The sequence below is a fragment of the Streptomyces sp. NPDC048441 genome (assembly GCF_043200235.1).
Taxonomy (GTDB): domain Bacteria; phylum Actinomycetota; class Actinomycetes; order Streptomycetales; family Streptomycetaceae; genus Streptomyces.
Genome location: NZ_JBICXM010000002.1, coordinates 673502 through 689491 on the forward strand (window position 1 = coordinate 673502; position 15990 = coordinate 689491).

Annotated in this window: 17 protein-coding genes; 8 read left to right on the forward strand and 9 right to left on the reverse strand. The window is 69.2% G+C overall.

The genetic code is table 11. The annotated features are described in order from the left end of the window. From ACGFSB_RS07285 to ACGFSB_RS07315, 7 genes are all read left to right on the forward strand, one after another. Positions 1-1377: a sulfate adenylyltransferase subunit 1 gene (locus tag ACGFSB_RS07285; RefSeq protein WP_393395372.1), complete on the forward strand. Its 1377-nt coding sequence runs from the start codon at positions 1-3 to the stop codon at positions 1375-1377. A 239-nt stretch (positions 1378-1616) separates the two neighbouring features. Further along, positions 1617-2753: an aliphatic sulfonate ABC transporter substrate-binding protein gene (locus ACGFSB_RS07290; RefSeq protein ID WP_393395375.1), complete on the forward strand. Its 1137-nt coding sequence runs from the start codon at positions 1617-1619 to the stop codon at positions 2751-2753. Between the two features lie 37 nt (positions 2754-2790). Further along, positions 2791-3582, forward strand: coding sequence for an ABC transporter ATP-binding protein (locus ACGFSB_RS07295; protein WP_393395378.1), 792 nt, complete (start codon positions 2791-2793; stop codon positions 3580-3582). Then, the gene (locus ACGFSB_RS07300; RefSeq protein WP_393395380.1) at positions 3569-4471 is read left to right on the forward strand and encodes an ABC transporter permease; all 903 of its coding nucleotides are present in this window, start codon (positions 3569-3571) and stop codon (positions 4469-4471) included. Before ACGFSB_RS07295 ends, ACGFSB_RS07300 begins: the two co-directional genes overlap by 14 nt. Positions 4472-4482: 11 nt before the next feature. Further along, positions 4483-5256, forward strand: a complete 774-nt coding sequence (locus tag ACGFSB_RS07305) for a sirohydrochlorin chelatase (protein WP_393395383.1) — start codon at positions 4483-4485, stop codon at positions 5254-5256. 11 nt (positions 5257-5267) lie between these two features. Next, on the forward strand, positions 5268-6125 hold the full coding sequence (locus tag ACGFSB_RS07310) for a hypothetical protein (RefSeq protein WP_393395385.1): 858 nt from the start codon (positions 5268-5270) through the stop codon (positions 6123-6125). A gap of 114 nt (positions 6126-6239) precedes the next feature. Beyond that, positions 6240-6749, forward strand: coding sequence for a GNAT family N-acetyltransferase (locus ACGFSB_RS07315; protein ID WP_393395387.1), 510 nt, complete (start codon positions 6240-6242; stop codon positions 6747-6749). Here the strand turns inward: ACGFSB_RS07315 and ACGFSB_RS07320 are convergent. From ACGFSB_RS07320 to ACGFSB_RS07360, 9 genes are all read right to left on the reverse strand, one after another. Beyond that, positions 6742-7401, reverse strand: a complete 660-nt coding sequence (locus tag ACGFSB_RS07320; RefSeq protein ID WP_393395390.1) for a DsbA family protein — start codon at positions 7399-7401, stop codon at positions 6742-6744. The genes ACGFSB_RS07315 and ACGFSB_RS07320 overlap by 8 nt on opposite strands. 54 nt (positions 7402-7455) lie before the next feature. Then, complete coding sequence (locus ACGFSB_RS07325; RefSeq protein ID WP_393395392.1) at positions 7456-8472, reverse strand: ketopantoate reductase family protein; 1017 nt, start codon at positions 8470-8472, stop codon at positions 7456-7458. Between the two features lie 40 nt (positions 8473-8512). Further along, positions 8513-8896, reverse strand: a complete 384-nt coding sequence (locus tag ACGFSB_RS07330; RefSeq protein WP_393395394.1) for a DUF4440 domain-containing protein — start codon at positions 8894-8896, stop codon at positions 8513-8515. Then, positions 8889-9452: a DUF1697 domain-containing protein gene (locus ACGFSB_RS07335; RefSeq protein WP_393395397.1), complete on the reverse strand. Its 564-nt coding sequence runs from the start codon at positions 9450-9452 to the stop codon at positions 8889-8891. Before ACGFSB_RS07335 ends, ACGFSB_RS07330 begins: the two co-directional genes overlap by 8 nt. Positions 9453-9518: 66 nt before the next feature. Next, positions 9519-10727 (reverse strand): S8 family serine peptidase, encoded by a 1209-nt coding sequence (locus tag ACGFSB_RS07340; protein WP_393395400.1) that lies wholly within the window; start codon positions 10725-10727, stop codon positions 9519-9521. 371 nt (positions 10728-11098) lie between these two features. After that, positions 11099-11671: a dihydrofolate reductase family protein gene (locus ACGFSB_RS07345; RefSeq protein WP_393395403.1), complete on the reverse strand. Its 573-nt coding sequence runs from the start codon at positions 11669-11671 to the stop codon at positions 11099-11101. Positions 11672-11766: 95 nt separating this feature from the next. Further along, positions 11767-12741: a CDP-alcohol phosphatidyltransferase family protein gene (locus tag ACGFSB_RS07350; protein ID WP_393395405.1), complete on the reverse strand. Its 975-nt coding sequence runs from the start codon at positions 12739-12741 to the stop codon at positions 11767-11769. A 225-nt stretch (positions 12742-12966) separates the two neighbouring features. Then, complete coding sequence (gene mgt / locus ACGFSB_RS07355) at positions 12967-14187, reverse strand: macrolide-inactivating glycosyltransferase (protein WP_393395407.1); 1221 nt, start codon at positions 14185-14187, stop codon at positions 12967-12969. A gap of 83 nt (positions 14188-14270) precedes the next feature. Continuing rightward, positions 14271-14738, reverse strand: a complete 468-nt coding sequence (locus ACGFSB_RS07360; RefSeq protein WP_393395410.1) for a MarR family winged helix-turn-helix transcriptional regulator — start codon at positions 14736-14738, stop codon at positions 14271-14273. Positions 14739-14832: 94 nt separating this feature from the next. On the opposite strand from ACGFSB_RS07360, the gene ACGFSB_RS07365 reads away from it, so the two are divergent. Beyond that, entirely contained in the window at positions 14833-15954 is a 1122-nt protein-coding gene (locus ACGFSB_RS07365) for a hypothetical protein (protein ID WP_393395415.1), read from the forward strand. Positions 15955-15990 lie beyond the last annotated feature (36 nt).

Sequence of the window (15990 nt, forward strand, 5' to 3'; positions counted from 1 at the left end):
ATGACCAGCACCACCGAACCCGACAAGGCGCAGCCCCTCTCCACCGAGCAGCTGTCGGCCACCACCCTGCTCCGGTTCGCCACCGCGGGGTCCGTCGACGACGGCAAGTCCACCCTCGTGGGGCGTCTTCTGCACGACTCGAAGTCGGTCCTCACCGATCAGCTCGAGGCCGTCGAGCGCGTGTCGCTCGGCCGTGGCCAGGAGACGCCGGACCTGGCGCTGCTCACCGACGGTCTGCGGGCCGAGCGCGAGCAGGGCATCACCATCGACGTCGCCTACCGCTACTTCGCGACGCCCCAGCGGCGGTTCATCCTCGCCGACACCCCGGGCCACGTGCAGTACACCCGGAACATGGTCACCGGCGCCTCCACCGCGGACCTCGCCGTGGTCCTCGTCGACGCCCGCAACGGCGTCATCGAGCAGACCCGCAGGCACGCCGCCGTCGCCGCGCTGCTTCGCGTCCCGCACGTGGTGCTCGCCGTGAACAAGATGGACCTCGTCGCGTACGAGGAGAAGGTGTTCGCGAAGATCGCCGAGGAATTCACCGCGTACGCCGCCGGGTTGGGCGTCCCGGAGATCACCGCGATCCCGATCTCCGCGCTCGCCGGTGACAATGTCGTCGAGGCGTCGTCGAACATGGACTGGTACGGCGGCCCGACCGTCCTTGAGCACCTGGAGACGGTCCCGGTCAGCCACGACCTGACGTCCTGCCACGCGCGCCTGCCCGTCCAGTACGTGATCCGCCCGCAGACCACCGAGCACCCCGACTACCGCGGCTACGCGGGACAGATCGCGGCGGGCACCTTCCGGGTCGGCGAGTCCGTGACCGTGCTTCCCTCGGGGCGTACGTCGAAGATCGAGGGCATCGACCTGCTCGGGCAGCCGGTGGACGTCGCCTGGACGCCGCAGTCCGTGACGCTGCTCCTGGAGAGCGACATCGACATCTCGCGCGGTGACCTGATCGTCCCGAGCGGCGACGAGCCGCCGAGCACCCAGGACATCGAGGCGACGGTCTGCCACGTGGCGGACCAGCCGCTCGCCGTCGGCCAGCGCGTGCTGCTCAAGCACACCACGCGCACGGTCAAGGCGATCGTCAAGGAGATCCCCTCGCGGCTCACCCTCGACGACCTCTCCCAGCACCCGAGCCCCGGGCAGCTGGTCGCCAACGACATCGGCCGGGTCCTCGTCCGCACCGCGGAGCCGATCGCGCTCGACTCGTACGCGGCATCGCGGCGCACCGGCTCGTTCCTCCTGATCGACCCGGCGGACGGCACGACGCTCGCCGCCGGCATGGCGGGCGAGGCGTTCGCCACCACCACCGCCGAGTCGGCCGAAGAGGGCACGTCGGCTGCTGACGACGAGGGTTGGGACTTCTGACCATGACCTCGATCGACTATTTCTCGACCTTCGCGAAGGAGGGCGGCCGCATCGGCAGCGGCGCCCTCGGCAGCGGGCAGGGCGGGGTCGGGCGATGTGCGTGAAGACGTACGCGCACCGCATGCGCGCCCACACCCCCCGCGAGCTCGACCCGCTCGACCAGCGAAGACGAAAACCTGCCGATCTCCCGGCCACGACCTGACGGCGTGAGAGCCGGGCCAACGAGAGGACCACCTCCCGTGCCTGCCAGCTTCCGCACACCACGCACCACCACCGGCGGCCGACGCGCTCTGACCGCTGTCGCCGCCCTGCCGCTGCTCGCCGTGGTGCTCACCGCCTGCGGATACGGTTCCGAGTCGGACGCGGACAAGAACGACAAGGCCAATGTCGCCGCCGGGGCCAAGAAGATCGAGGGCCTCGACGAGGTGAAGATCGGGTACTTCCCGAACCTCACGCACGCCACCGCACTCGTCGGCGACCAGGAGGGCCTGTTCCAGAAGGCACTGGGCGCCACGAAGGCGAAGTACACACAGTTCAACGCCGGTCCTTCGGAGATCGAGGCGCTGAACTCGAAGTCCATCGACATCGGCTGGATCGGCCCGTCGCCCGCCATCAACGGCTACACCAAGTCCCAGGGCAAGAACCTGCGCGTCATCGGCGGTTCGGCGTCCGGCGGCGTGAAGCTGGTGGTCGACCCGAAGAAGATCAAGTCCCTGGACGACGTCAAGGGCAAGAAGATCGCGACTCCGCAGCTCGGCAACACCCAAGACGTGGCCTTCCTCAACTGGGCCGCGGAGAAGGGCTGGAAGGTCGACGCGGAGAGCGGCAAGGGCGATGTGTCGGTGGTCCGCACCGACAACAAGATCACCCCGGACGCCTACAAGTCCGGTTCGATCGACGGCGCCTGGGTCCCGGAGCCGACCGCGTCGAAGCTGGTCGCCGAGGGCGGCAAGGTGATCCTCGACGAGTCGGACCTGTGGCCGGACAAGAAGTTCGTGATCACGAACATCATCGTGTCGCAGTCGTTCCTCAAGGAGCACCCGAAGGTCGTCGAGGCCGTACTTCGCGGTTCGGTGAAGACCAACAAGTGGATCAAGGACAACCCTGACAAGGCGAAGGCCTCCGCCAACGCCGCCCTCAAGGAGGCGTCCGGCAAGGCGCTGCCCGCCCAGGTCATCGACCCGGCGTGGAAGTCCATCCAGACCACGAACGACCCGCTCGCCGCCACGCTCGACACCGAGGCGAAGCACGCGGTCAAGGCGGGCCTCCTGAGCAGGCCCGACCTCAAGGGCATCTACGACCTGAAGCCGCTGAACAAGGTCCTCAAGGCCGAGGGTGAGCCCGCGGTCGACGACGCCGGTCTCGGCGTCAAGTAACCCCGGAAACCGGATCAGTTCCCAGGAGGTGACGACCATGGCGACGACGACCCTCGCCAAGGCGGCGGAAGACATCACGGCCGCCCCGCACGCAGCCCGGATCGAGCACGTCTCGAAGTCCTTCGCCACACCCGCCGGGCAGCAGCTCGTCCTGGACGACATCACGCTCGATGTCGCTCCCGGCGAGTTCGTCACTCTCCTGGGAGCCTCGGGCTGCGGCAAGTCGACGCTGCTCAACCTGGTGGCCGGGCTCGACGAGCCGTCGGCGGGCGCCATCGCGACCGACGGCCGCCCGGCCCTGATGTTCCAGGAACACGCGCTCTTTCCCTGGCTGACCGCGGGCAAGAACATCGAGCTCGCCCTGAAGCTGCGGGGCGTCGCGAAGGCCGAGCGGCGCGAGCGGGCCGAGGAGCTCCTCGGTCTCGTACGTCTCCAAGGGGCGCACGGCAAGCGGGTGCACGAGCTGTCCGGCGGTATGCGCCAGCGTGTGGCGCTTGCCCGCGCGCTCGCGCAGGACAGCAAGATCCTGTTGATGGACGAGCCGTTCGCGGCGCTCGACGCGATCACGCGTGACGTCCTGCACGACGAACTGACCCGCATCTGGCGCGAGACCAACGTCTCCGTCCTCTTCGTCACGCACAACGTGCGCGAGGCCGTGCGCCTCGCCGAACGCGTCGTGCTCCTCTCGTCGCGTCCCGGCCGCGTGGCGCACGAGTGGCGGGTGGACATCCCCCACCCGCGCCGCATCGAGGACTCCGCCGTGGCGGAACTGTCCGTCGAGATCACCGAACAACTGCGTGGGGAGATCCGCCGACATGGCCAGCACTGAGAGCAGCACCTCAGTCGTCAAGGACAGCAGCCAGGACCTGGCCGGCCTGGAGGCGGGCCTCGACGCTCTGGACGCGGTCCGGACGACCCGTCGTACGCCGTTCCGGCAGACCTTCGTCCAGAAGATCCTGCCGCCGGTGGTCGCCGTCGTGCTTGTCCTGGTGGTGTGGCAGATCCTGGTGTCGGCGAAGGTCACCGACGCCTACAAGCTGCCTTCGCCCTCCGCCGTCTGGCACGAGGTGGAGGACGCCTGGCTGCAAGGCACGCTCCTGGAGTACATCTGGACGTCCGTCTCGCGCGGACTGCTCGGCTTCCTGATGGCGCTGGTGATCGGCACGCCGCTCGGCCTGATCGTGGCCAGGGTCCGCTTCGTGCGCGCGGCCATCGGGCCCATCCTGTCCGGTCTGCAGTCGCTGCCGTCCGTGGCGTGGGTGCCGCCTGCCGTGATCTGGCTCGGGCTCAACGACCAGATGATGTACGCGGTGATCCTGCTCGGCGCGGTCCCCTCGATCGCCAACGGCCTTGTCGCGGGCGTCGACCAGGTGCCGCCGCTGTTCCTGCGGGCGGGCCGCACACTGGGCGCGACAGGTCTGCGCCACACCTGGCACATCGTGATGCCGGCGGCGCTGCCCGGTTATCTGGCGGGTCTGAAGCAGGGCTGGGCGTTCTCGTGGCGCTCGCTCATGGCCGCGGAGATCATCGCGCAGTCGCCGGACCTGGGCATGGGGCTCGGCCAGCTCCTGGAGGCGGGCCGCACCAACAGCAGCATGTCGCAGGTGTTCCTGGCGATCCTGCTGATCCTCGTCGTCGGCATCGCCATCGACCTGCTCATCTTCAGCCCCCTCGAGCGGCGCGTCCTGCGCAGCCGCGGCCTTCTCGTGAAGAGCTGAGGCCCGCCACCATGAACCCCCGCCCCGTACTCTTCGTCGTCGCACACGGCAGCCGCGATCCGCGACATGCCGCGACGGTGCATGCCCTGGTGCGACGGGTGCGGGCGCTGCGGCCGGGACTGCGGGTGGAGACGGGCTTCCTGGACTTCAACTCGCCGTCGGCGCCCGAGGTGCTCGAGTCCCTGGACGCCGAGGGAGTGCGCGACGTGATCGCACTCCCCCTGCTCCTCACGCGGGCGTTCCACGCGAAGTCGGACGTCCCGGCGGTCCTGCGTGCAGCACCGTCGCGCCTGCGCATCCGGCAGGCGGCGGTGCTCGGCCCGTCCCCGCTGCTCCTGACCGCTCTGGACCAGCGGTTGTACGAGGCGGGGCTCACCCCCGCCGACAAGTCCTCGACCGGGGTCGTGCTGGCCTCGGCGGGGTCCACCGACCCGGAGGCGATCGCAGTGATCGCTGAAATCGCGCGGGAGTGGCGGCACACCGGTTGGTGCGCCGTGCGGCCTGCGTTCGCCTCCGCATCTCTGCCCCGCACGGAGGACGCCGTGCGGGAACTGCGCGATCTGGGCGTGCGCAGGGTGGCGGTCGCGCCGTACGTCATCGCACCCGGCTTCCTGCCCGACCGGATCGCGCGGGGCGCCGCCGAAGCGGACGTGACGGCCCAAGTCCTCGGCCCCGCACCGGAGGTCGCCCGGCTCCTCGTGCAGCGCTACGACGAGGCATGTGCCGAGACATGTACCGGGGCCCGTGCGGTCGGGCGGGTGGCGCGGGTTCCCGTGCTGGCCTAGTTTGTGGGGTCATGACCCTCACCAGATCCCGGACGCTCTGGCTGCGGACCGAGCCCCTGCACGCAGTGATCTACTTCGAGGAGCGCTGCCGAGATCTGGGCAGAGCGCTCGGGCTCAAGGGCTTCTGGATGGGCTATTTCGCGGCCCGCACGGCTCCCATGGGCCCGGTCGAGTCCGGCGCGGCGACGGCCGCGCTCGGCGTCTTCGCCCCCGGCATGGTGGCGCGGGCCCTCCCCGCGGCCTGGCAGTACGCGTCCCCCGGCCGGATCGTCGAGGAGCGCGCGGTGTACACGGCACGTGCTCTGCGGTCCCTCGTCCCGGACATCGACGACCGGGCGAGGGAACTCCGCGCGCCCCTCGCGTCGATGGTCGAGGACGCCCCGTCACTGGCCCGCCCCCTGTTCACCGCCAACCGCGAGGCGAGCGAGCGGTCCGACCCGGTGCAGCACGTGTGGCAACTGGCCACCTGTGTACGCGAGTTCAGGGGCGACGCCCATGTCGCGGCGCTCGCCGACCACGGCCTGGACGCCTGCCAGGCACTGGTGCTCGCCGCCGCCACGGGCCGCGTCGACCGCGACACCATCCGCCAGGACAGGGGCTGGACCGAGGAGGAGTGGGCGCAGGCGGTGGACCGGCTACATGCCCGCGGCCTGGTGGACGCGGACGGGCACATCACCGAACGCGGCTGCACCGAACGGGAGTTGATCGAGGACGCCACGGACCGCCTCGCGGCACGGCTGCTCCGCCCGCTCGGCGCGCGGGACGCGGACACGCTGCTGGCCGCCCTCGACCACCCCGTACGGCAGATCCTCGCCGCCGAGGTGCTCCCCTTCCCCAATCCGATCGGACTGCCACGGCCCACGGGATGAACCGGCCCAGCGGCATCGGTGACGCACCGGTGACGGCGGCAGGGCAGGGCTTGGCAGCGGCGCTCCTACGAATCCCCTTGCCCCACCGCCGTTCGTACCCCTAGCGTCACCCCGATGACCCCCGTACTCCGATCCGAGCGCCTGCGTCTGTCGCCCTATGTCGCCGCCGACGAGGAGCGGTTCGTGACACTCCTCCAGGACGAGGCCGTGGGCCGCTGGTTCGGGGACGGGATGCAGAGCGTGGAGCAGACCCACGCGCTGTTCCGGCGGATGTTCGGGCTCGTGTACGGGGAGAGCCAGTTCCCGGTCTGGGCGGTGCGGCACGAGGGGCGCTATGTCGGGCACGCGGAGATAAAGCCGTCGCCGGAGACCTGGCTCGACGGCCACGAGATCGTCATCGGGCTGCGGCAGGACAGCTGGGGCATCGGCCTCGGCACGGAACTGGCCCGGCTGCTCACCTCGTACGGCCATGAGACCTTGGCCCTGTCCCATGTGCACGCGACCGTGGACACGGAGAACACCGCGTCCCTCGCCGTCCTCAAGCGCCTCGGCTACACGCAGGGCCGCGAGGTCGCGGAGGACAACGGCCGCACCACGCTCCTCATGACCTCAGTGATCAGCTGAAGTCGAGGCCTCCGGTCCGGGTGCGCTTCAGCTCGAAGAGGTCCGGGTGGTTCGCGAGGACCCGGAAGCTGTCGAAGAGCCGCGTCGCATCCTCGCCGCGCGGAATCGCCCGGAGGACCGGGCCGAACCAGACGGTGCCGTCGACGTGGATCGTCGGCGTGCCGACATAGGCGCCCGCCTCGCCCTCTGCGGGATCCTTGCCCGCGTCGTGACTGCGGCGCACCACGTCGTCGTACGCCGGGTCGTGCGCGGCGTCCGCGAGGGCGGCGGGCAGGCCGGTCTCGGCCAGGGACTCGGCGATGACCTGGTCGAAGTCCTCGTTCTTGGCCTGGTGGATGCGGGTGCCGAAGGCCGTGTAGAGGTCCCTCAGGACTTCCTCGCCGAGCTGCTGCGCCGCCGCGGCGGCGACGCGGACCGGGCGGATCGACTTGTCGACCAACTCTCGGTACCAGTCGGGCAGTTCGTTGTCGATGTTGTGGAGGTAGAGGCTCATCACATGGAAGCGGAGGTCGAGATCGCGGACTTGCTCGACCTCCAGGAGCCAGCGGGAGGTGATCCAGGCGAAGGGGCAGGCCGGGTCGAAGTAGAAGTCGATGCGGGTCCGGGAGCCGGTCTCGTACGGAGTCTTCGAGCCATCTTCGGTCGTCGTCATGGCACCGACTCTATGGGCGAATGGCGCACGCTCCTGGTCCATTCGACCTCCCCTCTAGTGGGCCACTTCCGACGCCTTCTCCACCAGGCCGAGGAGTTCGCCCACCGGCATCGACCCCGCATCGCGCCGCTCCCGCGCGAACGCGTTCGCCACGCCCTGCAAGGCGTCGTTCACCGGCGTCGGCACCCCGTGCAGGCGGCCGAGCAGCGCGATCTCGCCGTTGAGGTAGTCCGCCTCGATGGTGCCCGTGCCCCTGCTCAGGCTCTGCCAGGACGAGCCGCCGCCGCGCTCGGAGCCGTCGAAGGGCTCGAACCTGACGTGATCGCCGCGGGTCTCCTTCTGCTCCTGCTCGCCCGCCGCATCGATGCCGGCGGCGGCGAGCACCGCCTCGCCCTCCGCGCGGGCCTGCCGGTAGAGCGCGATGGCCTCGTTGCCGGAGAGGACGCCCGTGACCGCCTCGATGGAGTTGGCCAGGTTGGCGAGCAGCTTGCCGTACTTCCAGCGCATCACGTCCGCCGCGACGGGCGAGAGCAGCTTCGACTTCTCCAGGTCGGCGGAGATGAGACGGGCGGTGTCGTCCGTGCCTTTCGGGTAGCGGCCGATGTGCAGGATGCCCGTGTAGGGGGCACCCGCCGCGGAGACCGAGCCGGGCTCGACATGGGTCGCGGGCAGCCAGACGCACATCCCGTACACACGCCGGAAGCGGCGCAGCGCGATGCGCTCGCTCTCCACGCCGTTCTGCGCGCAGACCAGCGGGAGGTGCTCGCCCGCCGTACCGCCGCCCGCCACCGGGCGGGCGCTCCAGGCGTCGACGGCCGCCGCGCAGTCCTGCGTCTTGACGGCGAGGAGCAGCACGTCGTCCGTCGCCAACTCGCCCAGTTCGTCGGGCGTTCGGACCACGGGCAGCCGGTGCGTGCGCGCCCCGTCCGCCGTCCTGACCCGAAGGCCGTGCTCCCGCACCGCCTCGTAGTGCGCGCCGCGCGCGACGAGAACCACGTCATGTCCGCTCTCGGCCAGGCGCCCGCCCACGGTGCCGCCGATCGCTCCTGCTCCGATGATGATGTAGCGCATGGAGCCGAGCCTCGCACATCACACCGGGAAGACGGGCAGATCAGGCTTCTGACGGGCTTTCCACACTGAACGGCGTCCCTTGGTGGAACCAGAGCAGCCATTCGCCCTCGTACCGCCTCCACAGCGAACTGCGGTGCGCGAGGCGGCTGTTGCTGTCCGTGTCGAAGGTGAGGTGCACGACGTCGTCGGCCAGCTGGACGCCGCGCATCCGGGAGGTCATGATCGGGCGCCCCGACCGGCCCGGGTTCTCGGTCAGCGCCGTGATGATCGACGCGCGGTCCCATCGGGTGCCCGACGCGCCGAACTCGGTGAACTCCGGATGCAGCAGTCCCCCGAGCAGCTCGGGCGACGTACGGACCTCGGGGGCGAGCAGGCGAAGCTCCGCCTCGATGGCCGCCTCGACGGCGGGCGTGCGGTCAGCCACGGTCGGGTTCCTCCGTCAGTTCCACCAGCTTGGCCACGGTGTTCCAGTTGCGCGATGTGGCGATGACGCCCTTGAACAGGGCGGGACGGGAGAGGACCTCGCCCAGTTTGGAGCGGCCCATGCCGTCCGGGGCGTAGAGGTAGAGCGCTCGGTCGCCGAGCCTGAACTCCTCGGGGAGGAATGCCGCCGGGTCGATCTTGTCGAGCCTGGACGCGTCGACGGGCTCTGAGAAGTACGTGACGTGCAGCTGCTTGCCTTCGAGCGCGGACGCAGGGAAGGGGCAGGCGTCGGCGACGGCCTTCAGATACGCGCCGTCGCGCACCAGGACGTCCACCGTGAAGCCGAAGTGCCGCTCGATGGCCTCGCTCACCCGCGCGGCCAGAGTGTCCTCGTCGGCTGCCTCCGCGGTGAAGACCGCGTTGCCGCTCTGCAGATGGGTGCGTACGTCGCCGAACCCGAGCCCGGCGAGCAGCGTACGCAACTCCCCCATCGGCAGCATTCTCTTGCCGCCCACGTTGATGCCGCGGAGGAGCGCCGCGTATGCCTTGACCGTCATCAGCACACCATAGGACGACCGCCGCGCCCCGTGGGGGTGGGCGCGGCGGCCGCCGGTCAGTAGGTGCTACTCGCCGACCTTGAGCAGCTTGTTGGGCGTGCCCTCGCTCGGGTTCGAGATCTTGTCCGGGGTCGCACCGTCCGTGAGCGCCTTCGACACGGCGTCCGGCTTGGCGTCCGGGTTGGCACCGAGGTAGACGGCGGCAGCGCCCACGACGTGCGGGGTCGCCATCGACGTACCGGAGATGGTCTTGGTGGCGTTGTCGTCGGTGTTCCAGTCGGACGTGATGTCCGAGCCGGGGGCGTAGATGTCGACGATCTTGCCGAAGTTGGAGAAGTCCGACTGCTCGTCGTCCTTGGTGGAGGAGGCGACCGTGATGGCCTCCTTCACGCGGGCCGGGGAGCCCTGGGACGCGTCGGCCGACTCGTTGCCCGCCGCGACCGCGAAGGTGACGCCCGAGGCGATCGCCTTCTGGACCGCCGCGTCGAGCGCCTCGTCGGCGCCGCCGCCGAGGCTCATGTTGGCGACCGACGGGCCCTTGTGGTTCTTGGTGACCCAGTCGATGCCCGCGACGACCTGCTCGGTGGTGCCGGAGCCCTGGTCGTCCAGGACGCGGACCGCGACGATCTTCGCCTTCTTGGCGACACCGTGCGCCTCACCGGCGATGGTGCCGGCGACGTGCGTGCCGTGGCCGTTGCCGTCGTCCGCGCTGTCGTCGTTGTCGACGGCGTCGAAGCCGGACGTGGCGCGACCGCCGAAGTCCTTGTGGCTGATGCGGACACCGGTGTCGATGACGTACGCCGTGGCGCCCTCACCGGCGGCGTCCGGGTACGTGTACTTCTTGTCGCCCGCGGTGTCCGCCTGGTCGATGCGGTCGAGACCCCACGACGGCGGGTTGTCCTGGGTGGCGTCGATGGAGAACTTCTTCGACTGGACGACCTTGCCCACGGCCGGGTCGGCGGCCAGCTGCTTGGCCTCGGTCTCGCTCAGGCCCTTGGCGGAGAAGCCGTTGATCGCGGAGGAGTAGTTGCGCTTGAGCGAGCCGCCGTACTCCTCTGCCAGGTCGGACTTGGCGCCCTTGTCGGTCGTCTTGTCCAGCATGACGATGTAGCTGCCGGAGACGGCACCCTTGGCGTCGGCTCCGTAGACCTTGCCCTCGGCGGGGGTTGCCGCACCGGCGAACGAGGTGGCGAAGACAGTGACGCCGACGGCGGTGGCGGTCGCGGCTATCGCCGAGACGAGCTTCACCGAGCGTGCACGCTTGTGTGTAGCCATGAAGAGGGGTCTCCTCGTGGTGATGTGGGGGGGATGTGGGGGTTTTCAAAACTTCACTGCAACGACCCCGGAGATCCGGAAGATCTCCGGGCACTGGGACGAAACCATGTCTGATTGACGCGCGCAGATCAATACCTACATACACCTGTGACTTGTTCAACAAGGTTCTGTAATAACAAAACGGGCCCCCGCCGCCAGATCGGACATCGCACAGCCCAACCCCCTCAAGTCCGCATAGATGTAAGGGGCTTGTGATGGTCGGGCGGGTCGACCTGAAACGACGGCCTGGGCCGGACTGGGGGAGAACCCCAGTCCGGCCCAGGCCGTTTCGGCGCGGCAGCTTCGTCAGCGCATGACGTCAGCGCACGACGTCAGCGCACGACGTCGAAGACGTTCATCTGGAGGCCGTTGGCGTACGCCTCGTGCTCGACGAGCTTCAGCTTCTGGGTGTCCTTGTCCGTCTCGCTGAACAGACGCTTGCCCGCGCCGAGAAGCAGCGGGAAAACGAGCAGGTGGTATCGGTCGATCAGACCGGCGTCCGAGAGATTCCGGTTGAGGGTGGCGCTGCCGTGCATGATGATCGGGCCGCCCTCGGTCTCCTTCAGTGCGGCGACGTCGTCGAGGGAGCGCAGGATCGTCTGCTCGCCCCAGCCCGAGACCAGGCCGTCCTCGGTGAGGGTGGTGGAGACGATGTACTTCGGCATCGGCTTGTAGTCGGCGAACTCATCCATGTCCGGCCAGACCGGGCTGAACGCCTCATAGCTGGTCCGGCCGAACAGCATCGCCGTGGCCTCCTGCTGCTCCCGGCCCTTGATCTCGAAAGCCTCCGGGAGGAACTCCATGTCCTTGAAGGTCCATCCCGAGTTCCGGTAACCCGGCTCGCCGCCCGGGGCCTCCACGACGCCGTCGAGCGAGACGAAGGCGGTGCTGATCAGAGTGCGCATCGAGGGTCTCCCAAGTGTTCTCGTGTTCCTCACTTACCTACAGCCTGTCTGACTGCGGGGCACGGAGAAACTCATCGGTCGGCGCCGCCGGCCTTCTATGCCGCAGCCATCAGCTTCCGCTCCTCGAACGAGTCGATCGTCCGGGTGAAGTCCCGCGTGGACAGCAGCAGCTTGTAGATGATGGCCAGCTCGAAGACAAGGAGCAGCGCCCCGGAGACGACCGTCGCGGGCAGCACCACGTCGAACAGCGGGCCGACCATGAAGACGCCCATCTGGAATTCGATGCCGCTCACCAGGTGCGTACGGATCCGATGCCGCAGCAGGAAGGACCGCGCCCGCAGGTACGCGGGGAACTTGTGGCGGAACTCCTGGTGCAGGTCGATCACCTGCCGCTTGGCGGCAGGGACGGCGTCCGGCGCCTCGGGGGCTTCAGGGACCCCGGCCTCGGACCGCGTCTTCTGCATGTCCTGCTCGATGTCGGCCTCGGGGTTGTCCCGCAGCAGGTCCTCCATGAAGGCGAGCTCGGCCTCGTTCTCGGCCCGCCGGGCGGCCCTCATCCGCACCTTGATCTGCTTCCGCATGGAGTGCCGGATCTTGAAGATCTCAAGGGAGTTGATGTACCGCAGCGTGTCGAGGCCGACCACGGCGACCGCGGCCCAGATGTAGAACTCGTTCCCCGTGCGCTGGAACTGGCCGCCCATGAGGGCCACCGCACACGCCATCACGCGAATCCGGTCGAAGACGAAGTCCAGCCACGCGCCGAACACCGAACCGGTGCCGGTGAGGCGGGCGACCTTGCCGTCCATACAGTCGAGGATGAAGCTGAGGTGGTAGACGACGGCGCCGGCGACCAGCCACTGCCAGTCGCCGAGCGCGAAGAATGCCGCGGAGACGAGCCCCAGCAAGAAGGCGCCCACGGTGATCTGGTTGGGCGTGATGCGGGTCCGCATCGCCGTCCAGCGCACGAGCGGCGTGGCGACCGGGTCGACAAGGATCACGGTCCACCACGCATCGCGCTTCTTCTGGGTGATGCGGCGCACCTCGTCGAGGGGCGGTATGTCTCGTCGCATGGGTCAACTTCCTGGCGTTCGCGGAACGTTCACCTCACGCTAAGAAGGGATTGGTTCAAGGAACAAGAACCTGACTGTGCAACCTTTGACCGGGGGTAACGGTCAACCTTTCAGGGCGAGTCGATAGCCATGCCAGAACCCCCCTGCGTTACCTGAGCGTTACCGAATGACCGGGGCGTTACCGAAACGCATCACGGGGCGTTACCGGAACCGCATCACGGAGCGTCACGCCCCGGCCCGCCCCGCCGCCTTCGCGAGCTCCTCCTCGATCAGGTCAGCGGCCATCTTCGTGCCGCCCTCCCCCGCCATACCGGCCCGCACCTCGGCAAGGCGGCGCGCCACCTCCGGGTCACCGACCAGGCCGAGAACCGCCTCCCGCAGCGTCCGCGCCGTGGCCTCCTCCATCGGGACGTGCCGGGCCACCCCGATCCCCTGGAGCATGTCCGCGTTGCCGAACTGGTCGACGGCCTGCGGCACCGCGACCATCGGCGTCCCGGTGGCGAGACCCTCCTGGCTGCCGCCCGCACCGGCGTGCGTGATGAAGGCGTCGGCCTGCTTGAGGACCGCGAGCTGCGGCACCCACTGGTGGACCTCCACGTTCCCGGGGATGTCGCCCAGTTCACCCGCCTCGACGTGCTTGCCGACCTGAAGCACCACATGCCAGCCCGGCAGATCCCCGAACGCCTTGATGCACTCCCGGTAGAAGCCGGGCTGCTTGGTGAACGACGAGCCGAGCGAGACGAGGAGCACCTTCTCCGCGTCGGCAGGACGCTGCCAGTCCCCCTGTGCCGCACGGTCGCCCTGACAGGCGCCGACGAATGTGTGCACCGTCTCGTCGACCCGGTCGGCGTTCGGCTGGAACGCCTTGGGGATCAGGACGAGCGAGCGGGGCGGGCGGCCCATGAAGGGATCGGGGTGCTGGGTGACCCCGTTCTCCTCGAGCCAGGCATGGAAGCGCGCATAGTAGGCCTGACCGCGCTCGGACGCCTTCAGCTCGGCGAACATGGGCTCGGCGACCTCCTCCTCGTACCCGTCCCAGGCCACCAGGTTCGGCGAGAGCGAGATCTCGGGCACGCCCCAGCGGCGGGCGAGGACGCGTGCGAGGTATGAGGTGATGTCGTACAGGACGAGGTCCGGCTCATCACCTTCGTACGCCGCCGCCAGCTGGGGCAGCGTCTCGATGCCCTCGGTGAGGAACGGCTCGATGTTGTCGATCAGTTCGGTCCCCCAGGCCTCGGGGTCGTCGTCCGGGCCCGGCAGCGTCGTCGTGAAGGGGACCGGCTCGGCTCCGGTCTCGGCGACCTTCTCGGCGAAGAGCTGCGGGATCGCGTAGGTGACGCGGTGGCCACGGGCGACGAGCTCGCGGATCACTTCGAGGCTCGGGTTGACGTGCCCGTGGGCTGCGATGGAGAACATGGCGATATGGGCACGCTGTCGTGTGGTCATGCCGGAACCTTAAACGAGACGAGACGTCTCGTGCAACCTTTTCACGGCCACGCTTCCCCCTTCGTCAGGGCTAGCCGTCCGCCTCAGGCTCTTTGCTCGAACCCCGGGTCCAGATCCAGGCCATCGCGCGAGGCGGCGTCGTTGTAGCGCAGCAGGCACTCGGCGAACTTCTCCAGGTCCGGTCCGCTCCACCCCGTGAGCCGCTCCTGGAACGCGACCCGCCGCGCGTCGGTGACCTGCTCGAGCACCTCCACGCCCCGGTCGGTGAGGTGCAGCACATGCACCCGGTGATCGGCCGGGTCGAGGCGACGCTCCACAAGGCCCGCCTTCTCCAGCGCGCCCACCTGCCTGCTGATCGTGGACTTGTCCAGCGTGTAGTGCGCCGCCAGGTCCGTGGCCCGGCAGCCGCCCTGGTACTCCAGGTGACTGAGCAGCGTGTACGACACGAGCGAAAGCTCCGGGTGCATCCGCGCGGCGGTGGCGCGGGCCCGTCGGGCGAACGCCGTCATCTCCCGCTGAATGATCTCGATGGACCCGTCTCGGTCGGCCACGATTTCTCCCTCTCCACGAATGGTTGTAGAGTACAACACCGAGATTGAGTGTATAAGCCAACTATCGACATCGACTACCGCGAGAGGCCCTCCGATGACCGCCACCTCGGCGCCCGCCCACAAGGCATCTGCCGGCCCGGCACCCGCCCCCGGGCCGGGTGGCCCGCTCCGCCACGTCCTCCTCCACCTGGTGACGCCCCTGCTGATGTGCCTGGGCATGGGCCTCGCCTACCTGGGCGCGTTCGTCACGCCGGAGCCGCACGACATGCCGATCGCCGTCGTCGGCTCGGGCGAGCAGACGCAGGCCCTCGCGCAGACCATCAAGGACAAGGCGGGCGACGCCCTCGACGTACGCACCGTCGGCTCACGCGCGCAGGCGGTCGACGAGCTCAAGTCGATGGACATATCCGGGGCCTACCTCCCCGACGCCAAGACGCCCGAGGTGATCGTGGCCACCGCGGGCTCCGACATGAGCGCCATGGCGGTCGAGAAGATCTTCACGCCGGTCGCGGCCGGGCAGGGCGCGCCCCTGAAGGTCACCGACGTCACGCCGACGGTCAGCGACGACCCCACGGGGCAGGGCCTGTTCTTCCTCCTCGTCGCGGTGAGCATCGGCTCGTACGCGTCCGTCGCGGTGCTCGGCGCGGCGGGGGCCGGGATGCGGATGCGGGCTCGCGCGGGTCTTGTCGTCGGTGTCTCGTTCGCCGTCAGTCTGATCGGCGCCGCGCTCGCCGGGCCCGTCTTCCACCTGGTGCATCAAGGCCTGTGGGGCGTATGGGCGATGGCCTGGCTGTACGCGGCCGGCATCCTCTTCATCGGCGTCGGACTGCATACGTTCCTGAAGCGCTGGACGACGCTGGCGATGATGGTCCTCTTCGTGATGCTCAACTTCACGTCGTCCGGCGGCTTGTTCCGCCCGGAGCTGCAGAACGGCTTCTTCGGCTCGCTGCACGCCTTCTGGAACGGCGCCGGATTCGTCGAGGGCATTCGCAGCCACCTCTACTTCGGCGGTCACGGCCTCGCGTCGCATGTGTGGACGCTGGGGGCCTGGCTGCTCGTCGGCGTGGTGCTCACCGGGGTCGCGGCGCTGTGGGAGCGGCGCGAGAGGAGCAGCGGGGCGGTGGCCACGGCCGCGCCTGCCGCCACTCGGGAGGAGCAGGAGCAGGTGCAGGAGGAGGAGATGGAGGAGGAGATGGAGGAGTCGGTGGCGGTGTGACAGGAGCGGCCCCGCCTACCTACCGGCGGCGACTCC

Bases quoted from the DNA above. Each gene is read 5' to 3' on its own strand.
- ACGFSB_RS07285 (WP_393395372.1), top strand. From the start codon at position 1: ATGACCAGCACCACCGAACCCGACAAGGCGCAGCCCCTCTCCACCGAG.
- ACGFSB_RS07295 (WP_393395378.1), top strand. From the start codon at position 2,791: ATGGCGACGACGACCCTCGCCAAGGCGGCGGAAGACATCACGGCCGCC.
- ACGFSB_RS07300 (WP_393395380.1), top strand. From the start codon at position 3,569: ATGGCCAGCACTGAGAGCAGCACCTCAGTCGTCAAGGACAGCAGCCAG.
- ACGFSB_RS07305 (WP_393395383.1), top strand. From the start codon at position 4,483: ATGAACCCCCGCCCCGTACTCTTCGTCGTCGCACACGGCAGCCGCGAT.
- ACGFSB_RS07310 (WP_393395385.1), top strand. From the start codon at position 5,268: ATGACCCTCACCAGATCCCGGACGCTCTGGCTGCGGACCGAGCCCCTG.
- ACGFSB_RS07315 (WP_393395387.1), top strand. From the start codon at position 6,240: ATGACCCCCGTACTCCGATCCGAGCGCCTGCGTCTGTCGCCCTATGTC.
- ACGFSB_RS07320 (WP_393395390.1), bottom strand. From the start codon at position 7,401: ATGACGACGACCGAAGATGGCTCGAAGACTCCGTACGAGACCGGCTCC.
- ACGFSB_RS07325 (WP_393395392.1), bottom strand. From the start codon at position 8,472: ATGCGCTACATCATCATCGGAGCAGGAGCGATCGGCGGCACCGTGGGC.
- ACGFSB_RS07335 (WP_393395397.1), bottom strand. From the start codon at position 9,452: ATGACGGTCAAGGCATACGCGGCGCTCCTCCGCGGCATCAACGTGGGC.
- ACGFSB_RS07340 (WP_393395400.1), bottom strand. From the start codon at position 10,727: ATGGCTACACACAAGCGTGCACGCTCGGTGAAGCTCGTCTCGGCGATA.
- ACGFSB_RS07345 (WP_393395403.1), bottom strand. From the start codon at position 11,671: ATGCGCACTCTGATCAGCACCGCCTTCGTCTCGCTCGACGGCGTCGTG.
- ACGFSB_RS07350 (WP_393395405.1), bottom strand. From the start codon at position 12,741: ATGCGACGAGACATACCGCCCCTCGACGAGGTGCGCCGCATCACCCAG.
- mgt (WP_393395407.1), bottom strand. From the start codon at position 14,187: ATGACCACACGACAGCGTGCCCATATCGCCATGTTCTCCATCGCAGCC.
- ACGFSB_RS07365 (WP_393395415.1), top strand. From the start codon at position 14,833: ATGACCGCCACCTCGGCGCCCGCCCACAAGGCATCTGCCGGCCCGGCA.